The 21,331-nt window shown below is 71.9% G+C and carries 23 protein-coding genes; 10 read left to right on the forward strand and 13 right to left on the reverse strand.

Annotated elements, in window-relative coordinates; genetic code table 11:
• Positions 1-5 precede the first annotated feature (5 nt).
• Entirely contained in the window at positions 6-926 is a 921-nt protein-coding gene (locus F9C41_RS22895; protein WP_230689906.1) for a DMT family transporter, read from the forward strand.
• Between the two features lie 174 nt (positions 927-1,100).
• Here F9C41_RS22895 and F9C41_RS22900 read toward each other — a convergent pair whose 3' ends face one another.
• Together F9C41_RS22900 and xseA are read right to left on the reverse strand one after the other, a co-directional pair.
• The gene (locus F9C41_RS22900; protein WP_155388879.1) at positions 1,101-1,307 is read right to left on the reverse strand and encodes an exodeoxyribonuclease VII small subunit; all 207 of its coding nucleotides are present in this window, start codon (positions 1,305-1,307) and stop codon (positions 1,101-1,103) included.
• Positions 1,304-2,530, reverse strand: coding sequence for an exodeoxyribonuclease VII large subunit (xseA, locus tag F9C41_RS22905; protein ID WP_230689908.1), 1,227 nt, complete (start codon positions 2,528-2,530; stop codon positions 1,304-1,306). Before xseA ends, F9C41_RS22900 begins: the two co-directional genes overlap by 4 nt.
• 10 nt (positions 2,531-2,540) lie before the next feature.
• Between xseA and F9C41_RS22910 the strand changes: the two genes are divergently transcribed.
• On the forward strand, positions 2,541-3,533 hold the full coding sequence (locus F9C41_RS22910) for a 4-hydroxy-3-methylbut-2-enyl diphosphate reductase (protein WP_407924733.1): 993 nt from the start codon (positions 2,541-2,543) through the stop codon (positions 3,531-3,533).
• Between the two features lie 71 nt (positions 3,534-3,604).
• Here the strand turns inward: F9C41_RS22910 and F9C41_RS22915 are convergent, their stop codons facing one another.
• The 6 genes from F9C41_RS22915 to F9C41_RS22940 form a co-directional block, all read right to left on the reverse strand.
• Entirely contained in the window at positions 3,605-4,843 is a 1,239-nt protein-coding gene (locus tag F9C41_RS22915) for a hypothetical protein (RefSeq protein ID WP_155388881.1), read from the reverse strand.
• A 75-nt stretch (positions 4,844-4,918) separates the two neighbouring features.
• Positions 4,919-6,067 (reverse strand): DNA recombination protein RmuC, encoded by a 1,149-nt coding sequence (locus tag F9C41_RS22920; RefSeq protein WP_407924727.1) that lies wholly within the window; start codon positions 6,065-6,067, stop codon positions 4,919-4,921.
• A 117-nt stretch (positions 6,068-6,184) separates the two neighbouring features.
• Positions 6,185-7,630, reverse strand: a complete 1,446-nt coding sequence (locus F9C41_RS22925) for a S10 family peptidase (RefSeq protein WP_155388883.1) — start codon at positions 7,628-7,630, stop codon at positions 6,185-6,187.
• Positions 7,631-7,661: 31 nt separating this feature from the next.
• Complete coding sequence (locus F9C41_RS41870; protein WP_155388884.1) at positions 7,662-8,216, reverse strand: winged helix-turn-helix domain-containing protein; 555 nt, start codon at positions 8,214-8,216, stop codon at positions 7,662-7,664.
• 173 nt (positions 8,217-8,389) lie between these two features.
• Positions 8,390-8,839 carry a methylated-DNA--[protein]-cysteine S-methyltransferase gene (locus F9C41_RS22935; protein WP_155388885.1) on the reverse strand — a complete coding sequence of 150 codons (450 nt, stop codon included), beginning with the start codon at positions 8,837-8,839 and terminating at the stop codon, positions 8,390-8,392.
• Positions 8,836-10,305 (reverse strand): DNA-3-methyladenine glycosylase 2 family protein, encoded by a 1,470-nt coding sequence (locus tag F9C41_RS22940; RefSeq protein ID WP_155388886.1) that lies wholly within the window; start codon positions 10,303-10,305, stop codon positions 8,836-8,838. The genes F9C41_RS22935 and F9C41_RS22940 overlap by 4 nt, the downstream gene beginning before the upstream one ends.
• Positions 10,306-10,511: 206 nt before the next feature.
• On the opposite strand from F9C41_RS22940, the gene ychF reads away from it, so the two are divergent.
• A complete protein-coding gene (gene ychF / locus F9C41_RS22945) occupies positions 10,512-11,597 on the forward strand; it encodes a redox-regulated ATPase YchF (RefSeq protein ID WP_155388887.1) in 1,086 nt (361 codons plus the stop codon).
• Positions 11,598-12,112: 515 nt separating this feature from the next.
• Here ychF and F9C41_RS22950 read toward each other — a convergent pair.
• Together F9C41_RS22950 and F9C41_RS22955 are read right to left on the reverse strand one after the other, a co-directional pair.
• Positions 12,113-12,301: a hypothetical protein gene (locus F9C41_RS22950; protein ID WP_155388888.1), complete on the reverse strand. Its 189-nt coding sequence runs from the start codon at positions 12,299-12,301 to the stop codon at positions 12,113-12,115.
• 1 nt (position 12,302) lies between these two features.
• Entirely contained in the window at positions 12,303-12,473 is a 171-nt protein-coding gene (locus F9C41_RS22955; protein ID WP_155388889.1) for a hypothetical protein, read from the reverse strand.
• A gap of 318 nt (positions 12,474-12,791) precedes the next feature.
• On the opposite strand from F9C41_RS22955, the gene F9C41_RS22960 reads away from it, so the two are divergent.
• A complete protein-coding gene (locus F9C41_RS22960; protein ID WP_155388890.1) occupies positions 12,792-13,220 on the forward strand; it encodes a hypothetical protein in 429 nt (142 codons plus the stop codon).
• Between the two features lie 215 nt (positions 13,221-13,435).
• Complete coding sequence (locus F9C41_RS22965) at positions 13,436-14,614, forward strand: hypothetical protein (RefSeq protein WP_155388891.1); 1,179 nt, start codon at positions 13,436-13,438, stop codon at positions 14,612-14,614.
• Positions 14,615-14,696: 82 nt separating this feature from the next.
• On the opposite strand, the gene F9C41_RS22970 is transcribed toward F9C41_RS22965, so the two are convergent.
• Complete coding sequence (locus tag F9C41_RS22970; protein ID WP_155388892.1) at positions 14,697-15,149, reverse strand: GNAT family N-acetyltransferase; 453 nt, start codon at positions 15,147-15,149, stop codon at positions 14,697-14,699.
• Between the two features lie 60 nt (positions 15,150-15,209).
• Positions 15,210-15,515, reverse strand: a complete 306-nt coding sequence (locus F9C41_RS22975) for a 4a-hydroxytetrahydrobiopterin dehydratase (protein ID WP_144122236.1) — start codon at positions 15,513-15,515, stop codon at positions 15,210-15,212.
• 216 nt (positions 15,516-15,731) lie between these two features.
• On the opposite strand from F9C41_RS22975, the gene F9C41_RS22980 reads away from it, so the two are divergent.
• The 5 genes from F9C41_RS22980 (at position 15,732) to F9C41_RS23000 (ending at position 20,153) form a co-directional block, all read left to right on the forward strand.
• Positions 15,732-16,145, forward strand: coding sequence for a (deoxy)nucleoside triphosphate pyrophosphohydrolase (locus F9C41_RS22980; protein WP_230689910.1), 414 nt, complete (start codon positions 15,732-15,734; stop codon positions 16,143-16,145).
• A gap of 79 nt (positions 16,146-16,224) precedes the next feature.
• Positions 16,225-17,226 (forward strand): FecCD family ABC transporter permease, encoded by a 1,002-nt coding sequence (locus tag F9C41_RS22985; protein ID WP_155388893.1) that lies wholly within the window; start codon positions 16,225-16,227, stop codon positions 17,224-17,226.
• Entirely contained in the window at positions 17,223-18,227 is a 1,005-nt protein-coding gene (locus F9C41_RS22990) for a FecCD family ABC transporter permease (RefSeq protein ID WP_230689911.1), read from the forward strand. Before F9C41_RS22985 ends, F9C41_RS22990 begins: the two co-directional genes overlap by 4 nt.
• A gap of 94 nt (positions 18,228-18,321) precedes the next feature.
• Positions 18,322-19,092 (forward strand): ABC transporter ATP-binding protein, encoded by a 771-nt coding sequence (locus F9C41_RS22995; RefSeq protein WP_155388894.1) that lies wholly within the window; start codon positions 18,322-18,324, stop codon positions 19,090-19,092.
• Between the two features lie 125 nt (positions 19,093-19,217).
• Positions 19,218-20,153, forward strand: a complete 936-nt coding sequence (locus F9C41_RS23000) for an ABC transporter substrate-binding protein (protein WP_155388895.1) — start codon at positions 19,218-19,220, stop codon at positions 20,151-20,153.
• 134 nt (positions 20,154-20,287) lie between these two features.
• On the opposite strand, the gene F9C41_RS41450 is transcribed toward F9C41_RS23000, so the two are convergent.
• Positions 20,288-20,779 (reverse strand): DUF559 domain-containing protein, encoded by a 492-nt coding sequence (locus F9C41_RS41450; RefSeq protein ID WP_230689912.1) that lies wholly within the window; start codon positions 20,777-20,779, stop codon positions 20,288-20,290.
• Positions 20,780-21,331: the final 552 nt, after the last annotated feature.

Below are 21,331 nucleotides of genomic sequence, written 5' to 3' on the forward strand. Positions count from 1 at the left end.
CGGCCGTGAGTGTCGACTCCGGCCGGGCCGCCGGCGTGGCGCTGGCCGTGCTCGGCGGCAGCTGCCTGGCCCTGCAGTCGCGCATCAACGGCGAGCTCGGCCACCAGCTCGGCGACGGGATAGCCGCCGCCACCGTCTCGTTCAGCGTCGGCCTGATAGTGATGCTGCTGGCGCTGCCGTGGATGCACCGCAACACCCGCCGCATCCTGCACGCGCTGCGCTCCGGGCAGCTGCGCTGGTGGCAGTGCATCGGCGGGGCCTGCGGCGCGTTCCTGGTCACCACCCAGGGCCTGACCGTGCCCTGGCTCGGCGTCTCGATCTTCATCGTTGCCCTGGTCGCCGGGCAGTCCGCATCCAGCCTGGCCATGGACCGGCTCGGCGTCGGACCCGGCGCGCCGCGCCTGATCACCCCCAACCGGGCGCTGGGCGCGCTGCTGTGCGTCGTGGCGGTCGTCATCGCGGTCGGCGACAGCCTCGGCGACCCGCGCTCGCTCGGCCTCGCCGCGCTGCCGCTGCTGGCCGGCATCGGCGTGGCCTGGCAGCAGGGCGTCAACGGGCGGGTGGCGCTGGCCGCGACCTCCCCGTGGCCCGCGACCCTGCTGAACTTCGCGGTGGGCACGGTCGCGCTGCTGGTCGCGCTCGGCATCGCCACGGCGGTACGCGGCGGCGGCCCGCCCGGCGCGTTCCCGGCCGAACCCTGGCTCTACGTCGGCGGCCCGCTCGGCATCGTCTTCATCGCGATCTCGGCGGCCGTGGTGCACCGCATCGGCGTGCTGCTGCTAGGCCTCGGGATGATCGCCGGCCAGGTCCTCGGCGCGCTCGCGATCGACGCCGTTCTGCCCGGCCCCGCCGGCCGCCCCGACCTGCTCACCCTCACCGGCGCGGCCCTGACCCTCGTCGCCGTCCGCATCGCCGCCCGCGGCTAGTCCGGGATCACTTCCCCGCCGGGGTGGTAGACGCCCTGACCCCCGCCGTCCGGCGTGCCGGTGCGGTCACGCACCAAGGTCACTCGACTTGCCAGGCAACCGGGCGAAAGCGCGGTCAAGGTACGAACAGGTGCCAGGCAAGTCGGATGATCAAGGGACGTCGCGCCCGGAGGATCATGAGGAGGCAGCGTCGAGCTTGGCCTTGGCGCCGTCGAGCCAGCGCTGGCAGACGGCGGCGAGGTGTTCGCCGCGCTCCCAGAGCGCGAGGGACTCCTCCAAGGTGCCGCCGCCGGACTCCAGCTTCTGCACCACCTCGGCCAGCTCGCCGCGCGCCTGCTCGTAGGACAGCTCCTCGGCCACGGCCTCGTTGCGCTTGCTCATGCCTTCTCCTCGCTGGTCGTGGTGACGGTGCTGGTCAGTTCGCCCTCGGCGAGGCGAACGCGCAGGGTGTCGCCGGTCGCAACCTCGGACGCCGCGCGGACCACGTGGCCGTCGGCGCGCTGCACGATGGCGTACCCCCTGGTCAGGGTGGCGGCAGGGGACAGCGCCCGCAGCCGGGCCAGGGTGTGCGTGAGGTCGCCCTCGGCCCGGTGCACCCGGTGCGTCAGCGCCCGCGCCGCCCGGTCGCGCAGCGCCGCGACGTCGGTCGCCCTGGTCTCGATCATCTGGTACGGCTTCGCCAGCGCCGGCCTGCTGCGCAGGCTGTCGAGGCGCTGCTGCTCGCGCTCGACGCGGTGCCGCATGGCCCGGGTCACCCGCCCCCGGGCCTGCTCGATCAGGCGAATCTCGTCACCCAGATCGGGGACCACCCGTTTGGCGGCGTCCGTCGGCGTCGACGCGCGCACGTCGGCCACCCAGTCGACGAGCGGAGTGTCCGGTTCGTGCCCGATCGCGGAGATCACCGGCGTACGGCAGGCGAACACCGCCCGGCACAGCGCCTCGTCGCTGAACGGCAGCAGGTCCTCCACCGCGCCGCCGCCGCGGGCCATGATGATCACGTCCACGTTCTCGTCGGCGTCCAGCGACTGCAGCGCCCCGATGATCGACGGGACCGCGGTCGGACCCTGCACGGTGACGTTGACCACCCGGAAGTCCACGGCCGGCCAGCGTCGGCGCGCGTTGGTGAGCACGTCGCGCTCGGCGGCGCTGGCCCGTGCCGTGATCAGGCCGATCCGGCGGGGCAGGAACGGCAGCCGCCGCTTGCGCCGCGGGTCGAACAACCCCTCCGCCTGCAGCAGCTTCTTCAGCTGCTCCAGGCGGGCCAGCAGCTCGCCCACGCCCACCTGGCGGATCTCGTCGGCGCGCAGGCTCAGCGTGCCGCGCTGGGCGAACCACTCCGGCTTGGCGTGCACGACCACCCGTGCGCCCTCGTTGAGCTGCGGCGCGCCGCTGTCGAGCACGTCACGGCTGGCGGTGACGGTGAGGCTCAGGTCGGCCGACGGGTCGCGCAGGGTGAGGAACACCGTGGCGGAGCCGGGCCGCCGGGAGAGCTGCGCCACCTGTCCGTCCACCCAGATCCAGCCCAGTCGCCCGATCCAGGCACTGATCTTCTGGCTGACCACTCTTACGGGCCACGGCTGCTCCGCCGAGCTCTGCTCCGTCACAGGGCTCACCATAGGCCGACGGTACGATGGTCGGGTGATCGAGACTCCTCGCAAGCGTGTCCTGCTGGCCAAGCCCCGTGGTTACTGTGCCGGCGTGGACCGCGCCGTGCAGACCGTGGAGGAGGCGCTGAAGCTCTACGGCGCCCCCATCTACGTGCGCAAGGAGATCGTGCACAACAAGCATGTCGTCACCACCCTGCAGGCCAAGGGCGCCATCTTCGTCGAGGAGAACGAGGAGGTCCCCGAGGGCTCCACCGTGATCTTCTCGGCCCACGGTGTCGCGCCGGTGGTCCACGACCAGGCGCGCGAGCGCAACCTCAAGGCCATCGACGCCACCTGCCCGCTGGTGACCAAGGTCCACCACGAGGCGAAGCGGTTCGCCGCCGAGGACTACGACATCCTGCTCATCGGGCACGAGGGTCACGAGGAGGTCATCGGCACGTCCGGTGAGGCTCCCGAGCACATCCAGCTGGTCGACGGCCCCGAGGGCGTGGACGCGGTGACCGTGCGCGACCCGAGCAAGGTCGTCTGGCTGTCGCAGACCACGCTCAGCGTCGACGAGACCATGGAGACCGTGGCCCGGCTCAAGGAGAAGCTGCCGCTGCTGCAGTCGCCGCCCAGCGACGACATCTGCTACGCCACGCAGAACCGCCAGCAGGTGATGAAGCAGATCGCGCCCGACTGCGACGTGATCCTGGTGGTCGGCTCGCGCAACTCGTCGAACTCGGTCCGCATGGTCGAGGTCGCCGTGAACGCCGGCGCCCGCCAGGGCCACCTGATCGACTTCGCCCACGAGATCGACCCGGCCTGGCTGGACGGCGCGACCACGGTCGGCCTGTCCTCCGGCGCGAGCGTGCCCGAGGAGCTGGTCGCCGAGGTGCTGGTCCGCCTCGCCGAGCTGGGCTTCGCCGACGTCGAAGAGGTAGTCACGGTCCAGGAGCGCCTCACCTTCTCCCTCCCCCAGGAGCTCAAGCGCGACATGAAGGCCGCCGCCGCCTCCTGACCCGCACGAAAGAAGGGCACCTTCTACAACGCTATGCGTTGTAGAAGGTGCCCTTCTTGACGTCGGTCGGGTCAGAAGCAGGCGGTGGCGGCGCCGTTGGTGCCGAGCCTGTCGGAACCGAAGGCGCTGCCGCGCTCGGCGTCCACGATCGTGGCGGGGAAGGTGACGTCGTTGCGCCCGTAGTACCAAGCTCCGGTGCAGCCCTCGGCGTCGACCTCGATCGCGGTGGACCAGGACAGCGTGCCCGCCTGCAGGTCCTGGGAGTTTGAGTGGGCCAGGTGCAGCAGCCCGTCGGTGCCCAGGGTGTAGCTGGCCCACCACACGCGCCGCCGGGTGCCGCAGAACTCCACCGACCCGTCGACCGGCTCCGCGGTGAACGAGAGCACCCCGCCGGCACCGGGGCCCGCGGTGGTGACGTCGACCTTCACCTGGCACGGGGGTGACGCCGAGGGCGTGGGCGACCCGGTCGGCGAGCCTGCGGGCGGGTTGCCCGGACGCGGTGTCGTGGCGGAGCGGGACGGGGTCGGGGTCGGCCGCGCTCGGGAGGCGCTGGGCCCAGGGCTCGGCGTCGCGGTCGTGCCGCTCGGGGTCGGCAGAGGATCCTCGGTGGCGGACGGGCCGGGCCACGGGAGGTCGGCCGTGGCGCTCGCGGACACCTCCGGTGCGGCGGTGCCTCCGGCGGGTTCGGCGGGCCATCGCATCACCACCACGATCGCCGCCACCAGCACCGCCGCCGCTCCGGCGGCCACCAGGGATCGGGTACGGCGTGGTTTGCGCGACGGCGCGAGGGAGTGCGAACGGGCACGCGTCGGCTTGTCGGCTTTCGCGCGCGACCGCGGCACCGTGATCTCCCAGCCGGTGCACAGCTGCGCGAACAGCATGGCGGGGTCCTGCCCCGGCAGCGCGGCGGCCAGGTATTCCAGCGCGTCGTCCCACTGGGCGGCGGGGATGGCGGTCGCGCCGAGCGCGGCGTACTCGTGCGAGGGCACGTCGGCCAGTAGCAGCACCACCGTCCGGCGGGTGGCCGGGTCGAGTGCGGCGAGCGTGGCCACCATCGCGGGATCGGACCGGTCGTCACTGGGACGTGCCGTGCCGAGCCACCGCTCGTCGACGCGCTGCCAGGCCTCCTGACGGGCCCAGCGGATCGGGTCGTCCTGCTGTTCCAGCCTGGTCCAGCGGCTGCCCGCCAGCGCGAACACCTCTTGCGCGATCTCGGCCGCGGCGTGCCGGTCACCGGTGTACGCGTAGATCTCGGCGGCGATCCGGGGCTGCCAGATCTGCTGGAATTCCCGGTAGTCGGACGACGTCACGGACGGCTCCTCAATAGGCACGGCGCACCGAGCCTAGATGCGATCGGCCGGATGTGGAGAATCCGATGTGGTGATTTACTCCTCGGACAGCAACTCCGCCGCCTGGGGCCGGCGCGGCGCCAGCTCGATCGGCTTGTGCTCGGGGATCTCGTCGCCGGTCACCCCCAGCTCGCTGAGGCGGCGGGCGGTGACCAGCACGCGCTGCTCCAGGGAGCCGATCGCGGCGTTGTACGCGGTCACCGAACCGGTCAGCGAGGAGCCGAGTTTGGACAGATGGCCGCTGACCGTGCCGAGCCGGGCGTACAGCTGCTTGGCCAGCTCGTGCACCTGCATCGCATTGCGCGACAGCGCCTCCTGCCGCCACGTGTAGGCGACCGTGCGCAGCAGCGCCACCAGCGTCGACGGGGTCGCCAGCACCACGTTGCGGGCGAACGCGTGCTCCAGCAGCGCCGGGTCGCGCTGCAGGGCGGCGTCCAGGAACGGATCGGCGGGCACGAACAGCACGACGAACTCCGGCGTCGCGTCGAACGCCTGCCAGTACGCCCGCCCGGCCAGCGTGTCCACGTGGGACTTCAGCGCGCGGGCGTGTGCGTCGAGGTACGTGTCGCGCTGCCGCTCGTCGCGGGATTCCAGCGCGGTCAGGTAGGCGTCCAGCGGCACCTTCGCGTCGACCACGACGCTGCGGCCGCCGTGCAGGCGTACCACCAGGTCGGGGCGGACCACCGCGATGTCGGCGCTGACGTCGCGGATCGCGGTGACCTGCTCGTCGAAGTCGCAGTGGCGCAGCATGCCGGCCGCCTCGACGATGCGGCGGAGCTGGTGCTCGCCCCAGCGTCCGCGCACGTGCGAGGTGCGCAGCGCCGCGACCAGCTGGCTGGTCTCGCCGCGCAGCGCGGCCGAGACCTCCGCCGAGGCGCGCACCTGCTCGCGCAGCTGGGCGTACGCGTCGACGCGGTCGTGCTCCATCTCGTTGACCCGCTGCTCGTAGCGCCGCAGCGTGTCGTGCAGCGGGGCGACGGCACGCGCCACCGCCTCCTGGGACTGGGCCGTGGCCTCGAATGAGAGCGCACGCATCGCCTGCTCCAGCCGCGCCTCCCCGGCCTGCGTGGCGTCGAGGGTGGCCTGCAGCCGGGCGGTTTCGGTCGCGGTGCCCGCGCGGGCGACGAGCCAGCCCAGCCCGCCGCCCGCGAGCAGGCACACCACGACGATCGCGAGAGTCTCCACGGGTCCAATGTGCCATCCGCGATCACCATCGAGGGGCGCGCCACGGCGCGTGAGGTCAACCCGTTACCCGCGCCGCGGCGCGAGGTCGAGCCGTCACCCGCGCCGCGGCGCGTGCGGTCAGGCCGTGACGAACTCCGCCAGGTGCTGGGCCTGGGCCAGGCGGCTCGGCTCGTGCACGTACATCATGTGGCCGGCCTCGTAGTACCGGAACTCGATGTTGCCGCGCAGCTCGGCGGGGATCTCCAGGTGCGCGAACGTGTGCTCGGCGGCGTAGTAGGGCGTCGCGCCGTCGTGGTAGCCGCAGGCGACCTGCACCCGCAGGTGCGGGTTGGCGCGCATCGCGGCGGCGAGCTTGTCGGCCACGTTGACGTGCTGCCCCTCGAACTCCTTGAACGACCACGGCATCACGTCGCCGGTGAGGGCCTTGTACGGCAGGTCGTTGCGGTAACCCAGGTCGGTCCGCAGGTACTGGTTGATCGCCGCGGTGTACGGCCCCATGATCGCGTCCATCGACGGGTCGCTGGACCAGTGCTCCCGCCCGTAGTCGGCGTCCCAGCCGAGGAAGCGCCCGTCCAGGCGGCCCACCGTGCGGCGGCGCGAGCGCAGCAGCTCGGTGAAGAAGCGCACGTGCTCGGGCCGCAGGTCGATCCGGTCCACGTAGTCGGGGTCCAGGCCGGTGAGCCGGGCGAGCGCGCCGACCGCCGCGGTGCGCTCGGCCTCGGACAGCCGCGCGCCGCGGGCCAGCGCCCACGGGTAGGCCCGGTCGGCGAACTCCTCCGCCTCGGCCAGCACCTCGCCGAGCGGCCGGTCGCCGTGCAGCCCGTGGTAGTGCGCGATCGCCGCGTACGTCGGCAGGAACAGCGGGTATGCCAGGTCGAGGTGCGGGTGGAACTCCAGGGTGCCGATGTTGAGCACGCTGGAGATCAGCATCAGGCCGTTGAGCCACATGCCGTGCCGGTCCTGCAGGTGGTGGGCGAGCGCGGCGGCGCGCAGCGTGCCGTACGACTCGCCGCACAGGTACTTCGGGGAGGTCCACCGCCCGTGCCGGGACGTCCACAGCCGGATCAGCTCGCCGACGCTCTCCACGTCGCCGGTGAAGCCGTGGTGGTCCTTGCTCTTGCCGCCCTTGACCGCCCGCGAGTAGCCGGTCGACACGGGGTCGATGAAGACGAGGTCGGCGTGGCGCAGCAGGGTCTCGGCGTTGTCGGCCAGCCCGTACGGCGGGGGCGTCAGCGCGCCGGCGTCGCCCATCACCACCCGGCGCGGCCCGAGCACGCCCAGGTGCAGCCACACGCTGGACGACCCGGGGCCGCCGTTGAAGGCGAACACCACCGGCCGGGTGGCCGGGTCGGCGCCGTCCAGCGTGTACGCGACCACGAACATCTCGGCCTTGGCCTGGTGCCCGTCGAACGCGTCGTCGGTGTGCGACTCGGCGCGCACCACGATCCGGCCCGCGGTGGCGGTGTAGCGGAGCCCGGCGACCTCGTGATGGGTGACGCTGAGATCGTCGGCGGGCTCGGCGGCCGGCGTGGGCGCGCCGTTGTTCTTCTGCTCGTCTGCCATGGCGACAGACCCTACTGCGGCCGTGACGGTGTCAGGTGGCCCGCCGCAGCCCGATCCCGCCGCCGAGCTCCAGCCGGTAGCCGAAGCCGTGCACCGTGGCCAGGCCGGCGCCGTGCGCGCCCAGCTTGGCGCGCAGCCGCCGGACGTGCACGTCGACGGTGCGTTCGCCGCTGAACTCGTGCCCCCAGACCGCCCGCATCAGCTGCAGCCGGGTGAACGCCGCGCCGGTGTGGCGGACCAGGAAGAACAGCAGCTCGAATTCGCGACGGGTGAACCGCACCGGTGCGCCGTCGACGGTGACGGTGCGGCTCGTGGTGTCGATCAGCACGGCGTCGTCCGGCTGCGGCGGCGGTGCCGGCAGCTCGGGCGGCGCGATCTCGCCGTCCCAGACGGTGTCGCGCAGCGGTTCCGCGTCGGCCAGCGCGTGCACCAGGCGGGTGGCCGCGCCGGCCGCGTCGGGGCCGGTCAGCTTGAGGGTCAGCGTGACCGTGAGCGGTTCGTCGCCGTCGGCCGGGATGGCGGCCGAGCGGCGGACGGTCGGGAGCGGCACGTCGGTGTACGCGGGCTCGGTGAGCAAGACTGTCATGTCGGAACTCCTGGTCGTTGCGGGTCGGGTGGGCAGGTGCACGAATGCCCGGCGACATCGGAACGTTCGCGGCACGGGACCCTCCACGAGCGACTCAGCAATTACCTGGACAGCCTAACTCCTCAACTCCTATCGGGCTAGTAGGAAATACATGAGCCCGCGTGAGCCCGGTCTCAGCGGTGCGCGGCCTCGTGGGTGAGCAGCCACCGCTTGACGTCCACGCCCCAGCGGTAGCCGCCCAGGCTGCCGTCGGTGCGCAGCACCCGGTGGCACGGCACGATCAGCGCGATCTGGTTGCGGGCGCAGCCCTGCGCCGCCGCGCGCACCGCCGCCGGGCGGCCGGTCAGCTCGGCCAGGCGGCCATAGGAGACCGGCCCGTCCAGCGTGCGCAGCACGTCCCAGCACTGCTCCAGGTAGGCCGTGCCGTGCTGGTGCACCGCGATGCCGTCCAGGGCGGTCAGGTCGCCGTCGAAGTAGGCGCGCACCGCAGCGACCGCCGCCGCGGGCACCTCGCCGGGCGCGGCCCACTCGGGCGGCAGGCTGCTGTCGAAGGCGGCCGCGGTGACGGAGGCGCCGTCGCCGGTCATCGTGAACGGGCCGGCCGGGGTCTCAATGGTGATCATGCTGCTCTCCAGAGTCGGATCTGCGCGTACGAGCGCCACGGCCGCCAGCGTTCGGCATGCCGGGCCAGGTCCGCGGGGTCGTCGGGCAGGCCGAGCGCCTTCGCGCCGCGGCGGGTGCCCAGGTCGGTGGTGAGAAGGACGTCGGGGTCGCCCAGCGCGCGCAGGGCGATGTAGTCGGCGGTCCACGGCCCGACGCCGGGCAGCGCAAGCAGCGCCTCCCGCGTCGCGGCCCGGTCGCTGCCCGCGTCCAGGCGCAGCCCGTCGCGCACCGCCTCGGCGACCGCGCGCAGGGTGCGCCGCCGCGACGCGGGCATCGAGAACGCCTCGTCGGGCAGCGCCAGCAGTTGCTCCGGGGTGGGGAAAAGCGTGGTGGGCAGGCCGGGCCGCGCGGCAGGCCCGCCGTCGGCGGGCGGGCAGAGCCGGGCGAGCACGGTACGCGCGCCCGCCACGCTGATCTGCTGCCCCACCACGGCCCGCACTGCCATCTCGAACCCGTCCACGCTGCGCGGCAGCCGCACCCCCGGCTCGGCGGCGACCATTGCGGCCAGCGCGGGATCGGCGGCCAGCACCGCGTCCACGGCGGCCGGGTCGGCGTCGAGGTCCAGCAGGCGGCGGCACCGCGCCACCGCGGGCGTCAGGTCCCGCATGTCGGACAACCGCAGCTCGGCCTCGATGAAACCGGAGCCGACGCCTGCTTCGCCGCCGTGCGGCGGGCCTGCCGCGCCGGGGCTCGCCGGCCACAAGGTGACCGTCGCCATGCCGTGCGGCAGGCTCATCGACCGGGTGTAGCGCCCGTTGTCGTAGGCGTCGACCCCCGTGATCGTGCGCGCGCCGAGGAAGCCGAACAGCGCCTCCGCGTGCAGTGGCGCGCGGTAGCTCAGCCGCAGCGGCACCACCCCGTCGACCGGGGTGTCCGCGCGCCGCAGCGTCGAGGGCGCGCAGCCGTACACCTCGCGGAATGTGTCGTTGAACTGCCGGATGCTGCCGAACCCGGCCGCGAACGCGATCTCCGACAGCCCCAGCCCCGTCTTCGTGATCAGCGTCTTGGCCGTCTGCGCCCGCTGGGTCCGGGCCAGCGCCAGCGGCCCCGCCCCCAACTCCTCGCTGAGCAGCCGGTTCAGATGCCGCTCGGTGTACCCGAGCCGCGACGCCAACTCCGGCACCCCGCCCCGGTCCACCACCCCGTCCCCGATCAGCCGCACCGCCCGCGCCGTCACATCGGCCCGGCTGTCCCACTGCGGCGACCCCGGCGCCGCATCCGGCGCACACCGCCGGCAGGCCCGGAACCCGTTCCGCGCCGCAGCCGCCGCACTCGGGAAGTACTTCACGTTCTCCGACTTCGGCGTCCGCGCCGGACAGGACGGCCGACAATAGATCCCCGTCGACGTGACGCCGAACCAGAAGCGCCCGTCAAACCGCGAATCCCGACTGCTCACCGCCCGGTAATAACTCTCCACGCCTCCCACCCTGCCCGCCCCGCCCCCGACCTGCTAGCGGAAATCGGACCTCTCCCTGTGCGGCGACGATCTTGCGTGAACTGCGGGTACGACACGCCCATATCGCGCAAAAGGGCAACAGTTCCCGCAAGATCGTCGTGATCTCGGCGATCGGGGTCACGGGGGAGAGGGCGGGGAGCAAGGGCGGGACGGTGGGGTCAGTAAGCTTTGATGTCGTGAGCCTCAGCATCGGCATCGTCGGCCTGCCCAACGTCGGCAAGAGCACCCTGTTCAACGCGCTGACCCGCAATAACGTGCTCGCGGCGAACTACCCGTTCGCCACGATCGAGCCCAACGTCGGCGTCGTCGGGCTGCCCGACCAGCGGCTGGACAAGCTCGCCGAGATCTTCTCCTCGCAGCGCATCCTGCCCGCGCCGGTGAGCTTCACCGACATCGCGGGCCTGGTCAAGGGCGCGTCGAAGGGTCAGGGCAAGGGCAACGCGTTCCTCGCCAACATCCGCGACTGCGATGCCATCTGCCAGGTCGTCCGCGCCTTCAGCGACCCCAACGTGGTGCACGTCGACGGCAAGGTCTCGCCGAAGGACGACATCGAGACCATCAACACCGAATTGATGCTCGCCGACCTGCAGACCATCGAGAAGGCGCTGCCCCGGCTGGAGAAAGAGGTCAGGGTCCGCAAGGACCGGGCCGGCATCGTGGCCGCCGCGAAGGCCGCCCACGCCGTGCTCGACAGCGGCACCACGCTGTTCGCGGGCGCGGCCAAGGCCGGCATCGACCTCGCCGAGCTGCGCGAACTGCACCTGATGACCGCCAAGCCGTTCCTGTACGTCTTCAACGTCGACGAGGCCGAGCTGCACAACGCCGAGTTCCTCGACGAGCTGCGGGCCCTGGTCGCCCCGGCCGAGGCCGTCTTCATGGACGCGAAGATCGAGTCCGAGCTGATCGACCTGTCGCCCGAGGACGCGGCCGAGATGCTGGAGTCCATCGGCCAGTCCGAGCCCGGCCTCAACCAGCTGATCCGGGTCGGCTTCGGCACGCTGGGCCTGCAGACCTACCTCACCGCGGGCCCGAAGGAGACGCGCGCCTGGACCATCCCGGTCGGCGCGACCGCCCCCGAGGCCGCCGGGGTCATCCACACCGACTTCCAGCGCGGCTTCATCAAGGCCGAGATCGTGGCGTACGACGACCTGGTCGCGAACGGCTCGATGGCGGCGGCGAAGGCGGCCGGCAAGGTCCGCATGGAGGGCAAGGAATACATCATGTCCGACGGCGACGTCGTGGAGTTCCGCTTCAACGTCTGAAGTCCGGCGACACGGTCGGGTTCGACAGCGCGAAGTCGGGCTGATCCGTTCAGGACGAGAAGGCCCCCCGGCGCGATGCCAGGGGCCTTCTCGTTCTCGGCTCAGACGGGGCGGCCTCGCACCAGCGCCCACAGCCCGCAGGTGCAGAGCACCATGGTCCACCAAAACGCCTTCGCCAGCGGCGATGCCTTGCGGATCACAGTCGACATCACGTACCCCGTTCCTGTTCTCGAAAGAGATACGGAGGTTAGCGACGCCCTCCCGCAAGTTCCCATCGCCGGACCGGACAAGATCCATAACGGGTCGGACAAGCAGCCATCGCACACTCCTCGGTGATCCCGACCGAGATCACGATTGCGGTGGCCGGCGGTGCTGCCGGGCGGCGATCCGCTCATAGGGCGCCTGCGGCCTCGTGCCCGGGACGCCCGCAATCAGGACGGCGAGGACCGTCCGGGACGACGCGGGGCCCCACGAGGAGGTCAAACGGCGGAGAACATCGACGTGACGTGACTCCGCTACGCGGCCCGACGCTGGTTCTCCCACGGCTTCGGAATGGCTTCGAGGCGCTCGATCTGCGACAGGTAACGACGGACCGCCACCTCGTCGCCGCGTTCGCGAGCGGCGTCGGCCCAGCCCTGAATCTCCGCCACCCACCGCTCATGCTCGGCACGGGTCGCCTCATCGATCGCTCGGATCACGTCCACCTCAGCCTCCCAACCGCTCGTCGAGCTTACCCAACTCGTACCTGTTGGCTTCGATTCTGGCCCGGTGAAACCCGAGCCCCTCCTCGTACTTGGCGACGATCTCCCGATCACGCTCGACCTCGCCGGTCAGTCTGATACGCAGAAACTCGTCGTCGGTACGGTCTTCCCTCACATCCTCACCTCCACGTCAGGTTCGACGCTCCGAGCACGCCTCGCCGCAGACCTGGAATGTCTCGGCAGACCGCCTGGACCCCTTGGCCGATCGGATAGCGCACCCAGCGCCCGCGATCAGCGGTTCAGGTCGTCGACGAAAATGATGCCCCCGCCGGGACTGCTCCTGATCGGGTTGTCAGAAGTCCGAAACGGGGTCGGCAACTCACGGGGCCGCCGTGACGTCGTGCAATGCGGGGTCGAATCCGGCACGACCACAGCGCGCATCTCCGGTGTCATTGGGCTAGATCCAGACGGCTGCTCGTGACAGCATCGCGGCGTGTATGAACGGGTGGTCCGGACGCGAGCCGAGTGGATGGCCGGTTACCGCCGCGTGCTGGAGGCGAGAGACCACTGGACGTCGGCTGCCAGGTTCAGGGTGCTGGCGCGCGACGAGATAAGGCCCGTTCGGCTGTACGTCGCGCGCAACCCCATGGCGCCGGCGGACGCCCTCGCCTTGCTGATGGCCGACGACGACACCTCCGTGACGTGGAACGCCCTGCTCAACCCGAAGACCCCGGCCGCGGCTCTCGTGAAATCGGCCGCCGCGGAGGCGAAGGAACTCGGCACCAGCGGGTTCCCGCGTCGCCACTACATCGCCTGCCACCCGAACACGCCGGTGGCCCTGCAAGTCACCCTGCTGAGGGCGGGAGTGTGCGACTGCCGCCCGACCTGCTACGCGGAGACGTACTACGCGCGCAACGGCTAGCTCGTCGGCCGCCGTTCGCCTCGGGTGCGATCCGGTGTGGGTGGGACAAAGGCGGGGCGGCGGGCACGGCGGCGGTCGCCTAACGTGACGGCCATGCACGTTCTGTGTACACGGGGGATCCGACGGCTGGAATGGGCGCACGAGTGAGCACCCAGCGGTCGGTCCTGGCGACCGAGGGCGAGGCCGAAAGTCCTGCTGGGACGGCTCGTTCGCGCGTGCCCAGGCAGGCTCGGTCTGCTGTCCGGCCCGACGGTGACAGCGCCGCCAGGCCGAACCGGCTTGTCCGGACCTGGTCGTACGCAGGGCTGCCGCTGCTCGCCTACCTGCTCGGCCACCTGCTGCACGGTGCGGCCGCGTACTGGTTCGGGTTCGACTGGCTGAGCGCCGATTCGCGTATCCGCTGGGACGGCGGCATCTACCTCGGCATCGCCGAGAACGGCTACCAGGCGGGCCTTTGCGCGCAGATCTATCCGAACGGGCCCAACCCCGACGGCCTCTGCGGCAACGCCGGCTGGTTCCCGCTGCTGCCTTTCCTGGTGCTGGCGCTGACGAAGATCGGGCTGGGCTCGGCGGCGGCCGGTGTCCTGATCGCCGAGGCGTGCGCGCTGGGCATGCTGATCGCGCTGTGCCGGCTGCTCGCCTCGGCCCGGACCGCGGTCAAGGCGGCCTGCCTCGCGGTGGCCGCGCTGCTGCCCAGCGGCGTCTACTTCCACGCGACCTTCCCCATGTCGTTGGTGATGCTGCTCGCCCTGGCGATGTTCCTGCTGCTGGTGCGCGGCCGGTGGGTGCTCGCCGGGCTGACCGGCATGGTGGCCGCGACGGCGTACCCGCTGGCCGTGCTGCTGGCCCCGGCGGCCGTGGTGTTCCTGCTGATCCCGCCCGGCAGATGGGCCTGGCGCAGGTTGGCCACCGCGGCGTATGTCGGCGGCCTGACCGGCTTGGGCGTGCTCGCCGTCTTCGGCGTCATGCAGCTGACCACCGGCCGGTGGGACGCGTACCTGGCCATCCAGTCCAGCAACTACGGCCACGGGGTGCACAACCCGTTCGCCACGTTCCGGACGCTCATCGAGTGGCAGCCGACCACGGTCTCCGCCGAGCTGGTGTTCAGCACCGGTCTCGTGCTGCTCGCGGTGGCGGCGCTGGCGGTCGCGGCGGTGCGGCGGCAGGCGACCGTGCTGGACTGGACGCTCGGCGCGGTGTACGGCCCGCTGCTGCTGATCACGCCGTTGGTCGTCGGCGCGAGTCAGGCGCAGTTCCGGTCCCATACGCTGCTGCTGCCGATCGTGCTGCTGCTGCGGCACCTGCGCTGGCCGGTGGCGGCCGGGCTGGCCGCACTCGCGTCGCCGCTGACCTTCCTCATGACAGGACTGTTCCTGACGCGCGCCCTGGTATGAGCGAGCGTCTGCTTCACCCTGAACCGGCTCGTCGCCGTGGCTCTCGGCGGCTCCTGCTGGCCCTGCACCGCCGCCGGTCGCCTCAGTCCTGAGGGTTGCGCAGGACGTAGCGTAGGAACCCGCTGTGCGGCGTGTACCGGTCGTAGAGGGCGCGGGCCCGGTAGTTGTTCTCCCGGGTCTGCCAGTAGAGCGTCGCCCAGCCCTGCGCCCGGGTCTGCGCCCACAGCCAGTCGATCAGCGCCGCGCCGACGCCCTGGGCGCGGGCGGCTGGGTCGACGTACAGGTCCTGGAGGTAGCAGGACGGGGTGTGGGCGGAGGTGTTCTCGTGCAGCAGGTAGTTCGCGATGCCGATGACGGCTCCGTCGGACTCCGCGACGACCGCGTGCACCGGGACGCCGTCGGCCAGGATGCGCGCCCACAGGTGCCGCGTGATCGCCTCGTCGGGCTCGCGCTCGTAGAAACGCGTGTAGCCGTCCCACAGCTCGCGCCAGCGGCTCTCGTCGGCGGGCGCGACCGGCCGGACGGCGGGGTTCATCGCGGATCCTCCTGAGCCTGATGCCGTGCAGAACAGCTCGAAGAGCGGCGGCGGGCCGGTCTACTGGTTCAGCGATTGGTAGGCGGCCTCGACGCGGGCGGCCATGCCGATCTCGGCGGAGGTGAGCGCACCGTTGTCGCCGGCGCAGAGCTGGATCTGGGTGCGGCCGTCGAGGCGGCGGATGTGGGGGCGTACGCCGAAGGTGTCCGCCGCGACCGAGATGCGCTCGGTCAACACGGCGTGTTCGGTGTCGTCGAGGGGCAGGGTGCGCTTGAGGCAGTCGCCTTCGTGCACCCATCCGGTGAGCTGGGAAAGTGCGTCGCTGATGTAGTCGCGTCGTCGGCCCCGTTTCCAGACCGCGCTCATCCGCACCTCCGATACCTCCCACGCGGTGATATCGGCTTGTGGCCGAATCTTGTCCGCACCGACACTTCGGTGAGACCTATCCTGCCCTCTCCCGCGGCGTGTGTCCACGCGAACAAAACCGACTTCCTGCACTTCACGGGACGCTGTGTGCAGCGCGGACTCGCTCGGTGACACCGCGTTCACCATGAAGCCGGTTTGTCTGGCACGCTGTCCGCCGTGCCTAACTTCTCCTCCGAGATCCGAATCATCGTCGGTGCTGCCATCATCGCCGACGGGCGCGTGCTGGCCTGTGAGCGTTCCGAACCGGCCGAGGTGGCCGGACGGTGGGAGTTTCCTGGCGGAAAGGTGGAGCCGGGTGAAACGGAGCATGACGCGCTCGTGCGCGAATGCGAGGAGGAGCTCGGTGTGGTCGTCGAGGTCGGCGAGCGCGTCGGCCAGGACGTGCTGCTCGGGCACGGCCGCGCGGTGCTCAAGGTGTACACCGCCCGCCTGGTCAGTGGCGTGCCGCAGCTGATCGAGCACGCGGAGTTCCGCTGGCTGGCCGCGCACGAGCTGCACACCGTGCCGTGGCTGCCGGCCGACGCGCCGATCGTGGCGGCGCTGCCGAAGTTCATGGGAGATGGGGCGTAGCTCACCCCGCCTCGACAATAAGGCCTGCCTTACCTAAGCTCCGTTTCCGTCGGAAACGGGCGGCCTGGGGAGGCTCGTGGTGCACGGTGCGGTGAGGCGCGGCGGTGTCGTCGTGCTCGGCGTGCTCGTGCTGCTGGCCGCCGTCGCGGCGAGCCTGACCGTCGGCAGCCGGCACATTCCGCTGGCCGAGGCGCTCGACGCGCTGCTGCACCCGGCGCCGACCGAGGCCGCGCTGATCGTCCGTGAGCTGCGGGTGCCGCGTACCCTCGTCGGGCTCGAGGTCGGCGCGGCGCTGGCGCTGGCCGGCGTGATCATGCAGGCGCTGACCCGCAACCCGCTCGCCGAGGCCAGGGTCCTCGGCGTCTCCGCGGGCGCCGCGACCGGCGTCGTCTGCGCCATCGCCTTCGCCGGGGCGGCGAGCCTGGCGAGCTGGATCTGGTTCGGGCTGGCCGGGGCCGCGGTGGCCGGGGCGCTGGTGTTCGCCGTCGCCGCCCGCACCAGGGACGGCTCCGGCCCGGTCAGCCTCGCGCTGTCCGGCGCGGCCATCGACGCCGGGCTCGGCGCGGTCATCTACGGCATCCTCAGCATCGACGCCGCCACCTTCGAGCAGTACCGCTTCTGGGTCGTCGGCTCCATCGCCGGACGCACCCCCGCGATGGCCGGGCAGGTCGCGCCGTTCCTGCTGGTCGGCCTGGTGCTCGCGGTGGTCTCGGCGCGGGGCCTGGACGCGCTGGCGCTGGGCGACGACGTCGCCCGCGGCCTGGGCCACCGGATCCAGCGGGTACGCCTGGCCGCCGCCGTCGCCGCGATCGTGCTCACCGGGGCGGCCGTCGCGCTGGCCGGGCCGATCGCGTTCGTCGGCCTCGCCGTCCCGCACCTGGCCCGCGCGCTCGTCGGCACCGCGCACCGCTGGGTGCTGCCGCTGTCGGCGCTGCTCGGCGCGGCCCTGGTGCTGTTCGCGGACGTGCTCGGCCGGGTCATCACGCCGCCCGGCGAGGTCCCCGCGGGGGTGGTCACCGCGCTGGTCGGCGCGCCCGTGCTGCTGTGGCTGGTGCGCCGGGCCCGGGTGGTGACCGCGTGATCGTCTCCGTCGGGCCGGCGAGTTTCGTGCTGCCGCGCCGCACCCTGCTGGTCACCCTGGCGCTCGGCATCGTGCTGCTGGCCGCGATGATCGCCGCGATCAGCATCGGCACCCTGGCCGTGCCGCCGCTGGACGTGGTGCGCGCCCTGCTGACCGGCGGCACCGACTACGACCTGGTGGTACGCGAGCTGCGCTGGCCCCGCGTGGTGCTCGGGGCGGCCTGCGGGGCCGCGTTCGGGCTGGGCGGCGCGCTGATCCAGTCGGTGGCCCGCAACCCCCTGTCCAGCCCCGACGTCATCGGCGTGACCCAGGGCGCGGGCCTCGCCGCGACGATCGCGCTGACCTCCGGCCTGGCGTACGAGCTGATCGCGCCCGCGGCCATGGCGGGCGGCCTGCTCGCCGCGGTCGTGGTGTTCGCCTTCGGCGCGCGCACCGGGTTCGCCGCGAACCGGTTCGTGCTGGCCGGTGTCGCCGTAGCGTTCGCGCTGCGGGCCGGCATCGAGGTCGTGATGTCGTCGGCGGAGACCATCGACGCGCTGCGCGCCCAGATCTGGCTCATCGGCTCGCTCAACGGCCGCGGCTACGAGGAGGCCGGCGCGATCGGACTGGTGCTGCTGATCGCCCTGCCGCTGCTGCTGTGGGCGGCGCGGGCGCTGCGGACCAGCGCGCTCGACGACGACACTGCCCGCGCCCTCGGGGCACGACCCGCCGCCCGGCGGCTCGCCGTCGGTGCGCTGGGCGTCGTGCTCGCCGCGGCCGCGACCGCGCAGGTCGGCGCGGTCGACTTCGTGGCGCTGGTCGCGCCGCAGGTCGCCCGGCGGCTGTCCCGGGCCGAGCGCCCGCCCCTGGCCGCGTCCGCGCTGGCCGGTGCGGCGCTGGTGGTGCTGGCCGACCTGGCCGCCCGGATGCTGCTCGCCCCGACCCAGCTGCCGGTCGGCGTGCTTACCGCCGGCATCGGCGGCCCGTACCTGGTCTACCTGTTGATCCGGGGACGCCGTTGAATCCCGGCCCGCGCCCTTCGGAGACGCCGATGTCATCGGCCCCGCACTTCTGGCAAGCCTCGACGAGGCTTGCCCCGTACGCCGGGAGGCACCGATGAGGCTCGCCGGACAGGATCTGGTCGTCGGCTACGACGACCGCACCGTCATCGACGGGCTCTCCGTCGAGATCCCGAGCGGACAGCTCACCGTCATCATCGGGCCCAACGCGTGCGGCAAGTCCACCCTGCTGCGCGCCCTGGGCCGCCTGCTCAAGCCGCGTGGCGGCAGCGTGCTGCTCGACGGCGAACTGCTGCACGAACTGCCGCCGCGCCAGGTCGCGCAGCGCCTCGGCGTGCTGCCGCAGTCACCGCTGGTGCCCGAGGGCGTCACCGTCGCCGACCTGGTGGCCCGCGGCCGCCAGCCGCACCAGCGTTGGTGGCAGCAGTGGTCCCCGGCCGACCAGGAGGCCGTCAAGACCGCCCTGGCCGACGCCGACATCGTCGAACTCGCCGACCGCCCGGTCGAGGCGCTGTCGGGCGGGCAGCGCCAGCGGGTCTGGATCGCCATGGCGCTCGCCCAGCAGACCGAGGCGCTGCTGCTCGACGAGCCGACGACCTTCCTCGACGTGGCGCACCAGGTCGAGGTGCTGCGTTTGATGCGCCGCCTCCAGCAGGGCGGTCGCACCGTCGTCGCCGTCCTGCACGAGCTCAACCAGGCCGCCCGCTACGCCGACCACGTGATCGCGATGAAGGACGGCCGCATCGTCGCCGCGGGCCCGCCCGCCGACGTCATCACGGCGCCGCTCATCACGGACGTCTTCGCCCTCGACTGCACCGTCATCCCCTGCCCGGTCACCGCCACCCCGCTGGTGATCCCCAACCCCTGACCACCCCGACGATCCCGTGCCGTCTACGACGGCCTCGCGGGACCGTCCGATCCCGGTGTGAGCCGGGCGGACTCCGCCGCGCCAGAGCAGCGGAGCGCACAGAGATCCAGGAAGGAAGTGACGCCGTGAAGAAGCGTCTTGTTCTCGTGGCGGCCGTCGCCGCCGGACTCGCGCTGGCCGGCTGCGGCACCGCGAAGGAGAACACCGGCGATGGCGCGGCCACCGTCGAGGTCACCCACGCGATGGGCACCACCAAGGTCCCGGCCGCGCCCAAGCGCGTCGTGGTGCTGGACACCGACAAGGTCGACACCGCGCTGACGCTGGGCGTCAAGCCGGTCGGCGCGGCCCGCGCCGGTGAGCTCACCGGCTGGCCGACGTACTTCGGCGCCGGTGCGACCGACGGCATCACCGAGGTCGGCGTGCTCGACGAGCCCGACCTCGAGGGCATCGCGGCGCTCAAGCCGGACCTGATCCTGGGCTCGAAGTTCCGCCAGGAGAAGTACTACGCCGAGCTGTCGAAGATCGCGCCGACCGTGTTCACCGAGAACGTCGGCAAGACCTGGAAGGCGAACTTCCTGCTCGACGGCAAGGCGCTGGGCAAGGAGCAGCAGGCCAAAGACCTGCTCGCGGCGTACGAGAAGCGCGCCAAGGAGGTCGGCGCGGCCGTCCCCAACGCTGCGACCCTGAAGATCTCCCTGGTCCGCTTCATGCCCGACCACATCCGCGTCTACGGCCCCGAGTCCTTCTCCGGCATCGTCCTCGGCGACGCCGGCCTGGGCCGCCCCGAGCGCCAGCTGCTGGCCGCCAAGGACGACAAGCGCTTCGACAAGGTCAGCGCCGAGCGCCTCACCGAGGTCGACGGCGACTCCATCTTCGTCGCCGCCTACGGCGAGAAGTCGGCCGCCGAGCAGGCCAAGATCACTGCTGGTCCCCTGTGGGCGACCCTCGGCGCGGTGAAGGCGGGCAAGACCCAGGTCGTGGCCGACGAGACGTGGATGACCGGCATCGGCGTCACCGCCGCCAACAAGATCCTCGACGACCTCGCGACCCACCTGAAGTAACCCCCACCCCCACCCCACCCCACCCCACCCCCAAGATCGCGACGATCTTGCTTGGACTGTGGGTATGACACGGATGAAACGGTCATATCCCCAACAGTTCGCGCAAGATCGTCGCGATCTTTACTGGGGCAGGGTTAGGGAGGGGGGAGGAGGGGGCGGAGGGTGGTGATTATGCGGGCGGGGTGGCGGTAGAGGTCGGCGTCGGTGAAGTGGCGCATGCGCCAGCCCTGGGTGGCCAGCCAGTTGCCGCGGTGGCGGTCGTGGCGGATGCGGTCGCGGGTGAGGTGGGAGGAGCCGTCGTACTCGATGCCGACCTTGAGTTCTTCGTAGCCCAGGTCGAGGCGGAAGTAGCCGACCTGGAGCTGGGGTTCGGGGCGGGGCAGTCCGCCGTCGATGACGACCAGGCGTAACTGGCTTTCCTGGCGGCATTCGGCGCGGGCGTCGGCGAGGGGGACCAGTTCGCGGGCCTGGCGGACGCCAGGGAGGCCGCCGTGGGTGATCAGTTCTGCTGCGAGAAGGTCGGGGGTTACGGTGTCGGCGCGTAGTGCGGCGTCGAGGATCGGCAGGGCGTCGATGCGGCGTACGACGCGGGCCAAGGTCACCGCGACGCGCTCGGGTGGCAGCACTGGGACGCCGTGGAGAAACACCGGCACGGGGAGCGGGAGGGCTGACTCGCCGGAACGCACTCCCGCAAGTCTCGGGTGGGGACTGCCCTGTGGGACCGTCACGTGGATCAGTGGAGAAGGCGATACCCCGAAGCCGTGCCAAGCCGCAGCCGTCGGCCCCGACAACCGGGCACCCTCCGGGAGCAGTGCGAACAGCGCCTGCACCCGGCTGATCTCATTCGTGTCCAGCGCATAGACACCCCGCCAGGGCCGGCTCAGATCACCACGGCGATACGCGGTCCGCAGCGTCTGCACCGAAACCCCCGCAGCACCCAACTGCCGAAGCGTTCCAGGAACAGTCACACCCCGCAGCCTGCGACGCCCCCGCCCTCAACTCCACCGCCCCGCGCTACCCCCTGTGGACAACCCCACCCTTGTGGACAACCCCCACCCGACCCCGGCTCTGTGCTACACCCCAAACAAGATCGCGACGATCTTGCGTGAACTGTTCAGGATATGGCCGGTTTGCCCGTGTCATACCCACAGTCCACGCAAGATCGTCGCGATCTTGGC

It is taken from the genome of Catellatospora paridis, assembly GCF_009720365.1.
In the GTDB taxonomy this organism is placed as follows: Bacteria; Actinomycetota; Actinomycetes; order Mycobacteriales; family Micromonosporaceae; genus Catellatospora; species Catellatospora paridis.

What these genes read in the sequence shown, in the direction of transcription:
- F9C41_RS22900 (WP_155388879.1), bottom strand. Translation starts at nt 1,307, where the DNA reads ATGAGCAAGCGCAACGAGGCCGTGGCCGAGGAGCTGTCCTACGAGCAG.
- F9C41_RS22925 (WP_155388883.1), bottom strand. Translation starts at nt 7,630, where the DNA reads ATGGCAGACGAGCAGAAGAACAACGGCGCGCCCACGCCGGCCGCCGAG.
- F9C41_RS41870 (WP_155388884.1), bottom strand. Translation starts at nt 8,216, where the DNA reads ATGACAGTCTTGCTCACCGAGCCCGCGTACACCGACGTGCCGCTCCCG.
- F9C41_RS22935 (WP_155388885.1), bottom strand. Translation starts at nt 8,839, where the DNA reads ATGATCACCATTGAGACCCCGGCCGGCCCGTTCACGATGACCGGCGAC.
- F9C41_RS22970 (WP_155388892.1), bottom strand. Translation starts at nt 15,149, where the DNA reads ATGAACCCCGCCGTCCGGCCGGTCGCGCCCGCCGACGAGAGCCGCTGG.
- F9C41_RS22975 (WP_144122236.1), bottom strand. Translation starts at nt 15,515, where the DNA reads ATGAGCGCGGTCTGGAAACGGGGCCGACGACGCGACTACATCAGCGAC.
- F9C41_RS22995 (WP_155388894.1), top strand. Translation starts at nt 18,322, where the DNA reads ATGAGGCTCGCCGGACAGGATCTGGTCGTCGGCTACGACGACCGCACC.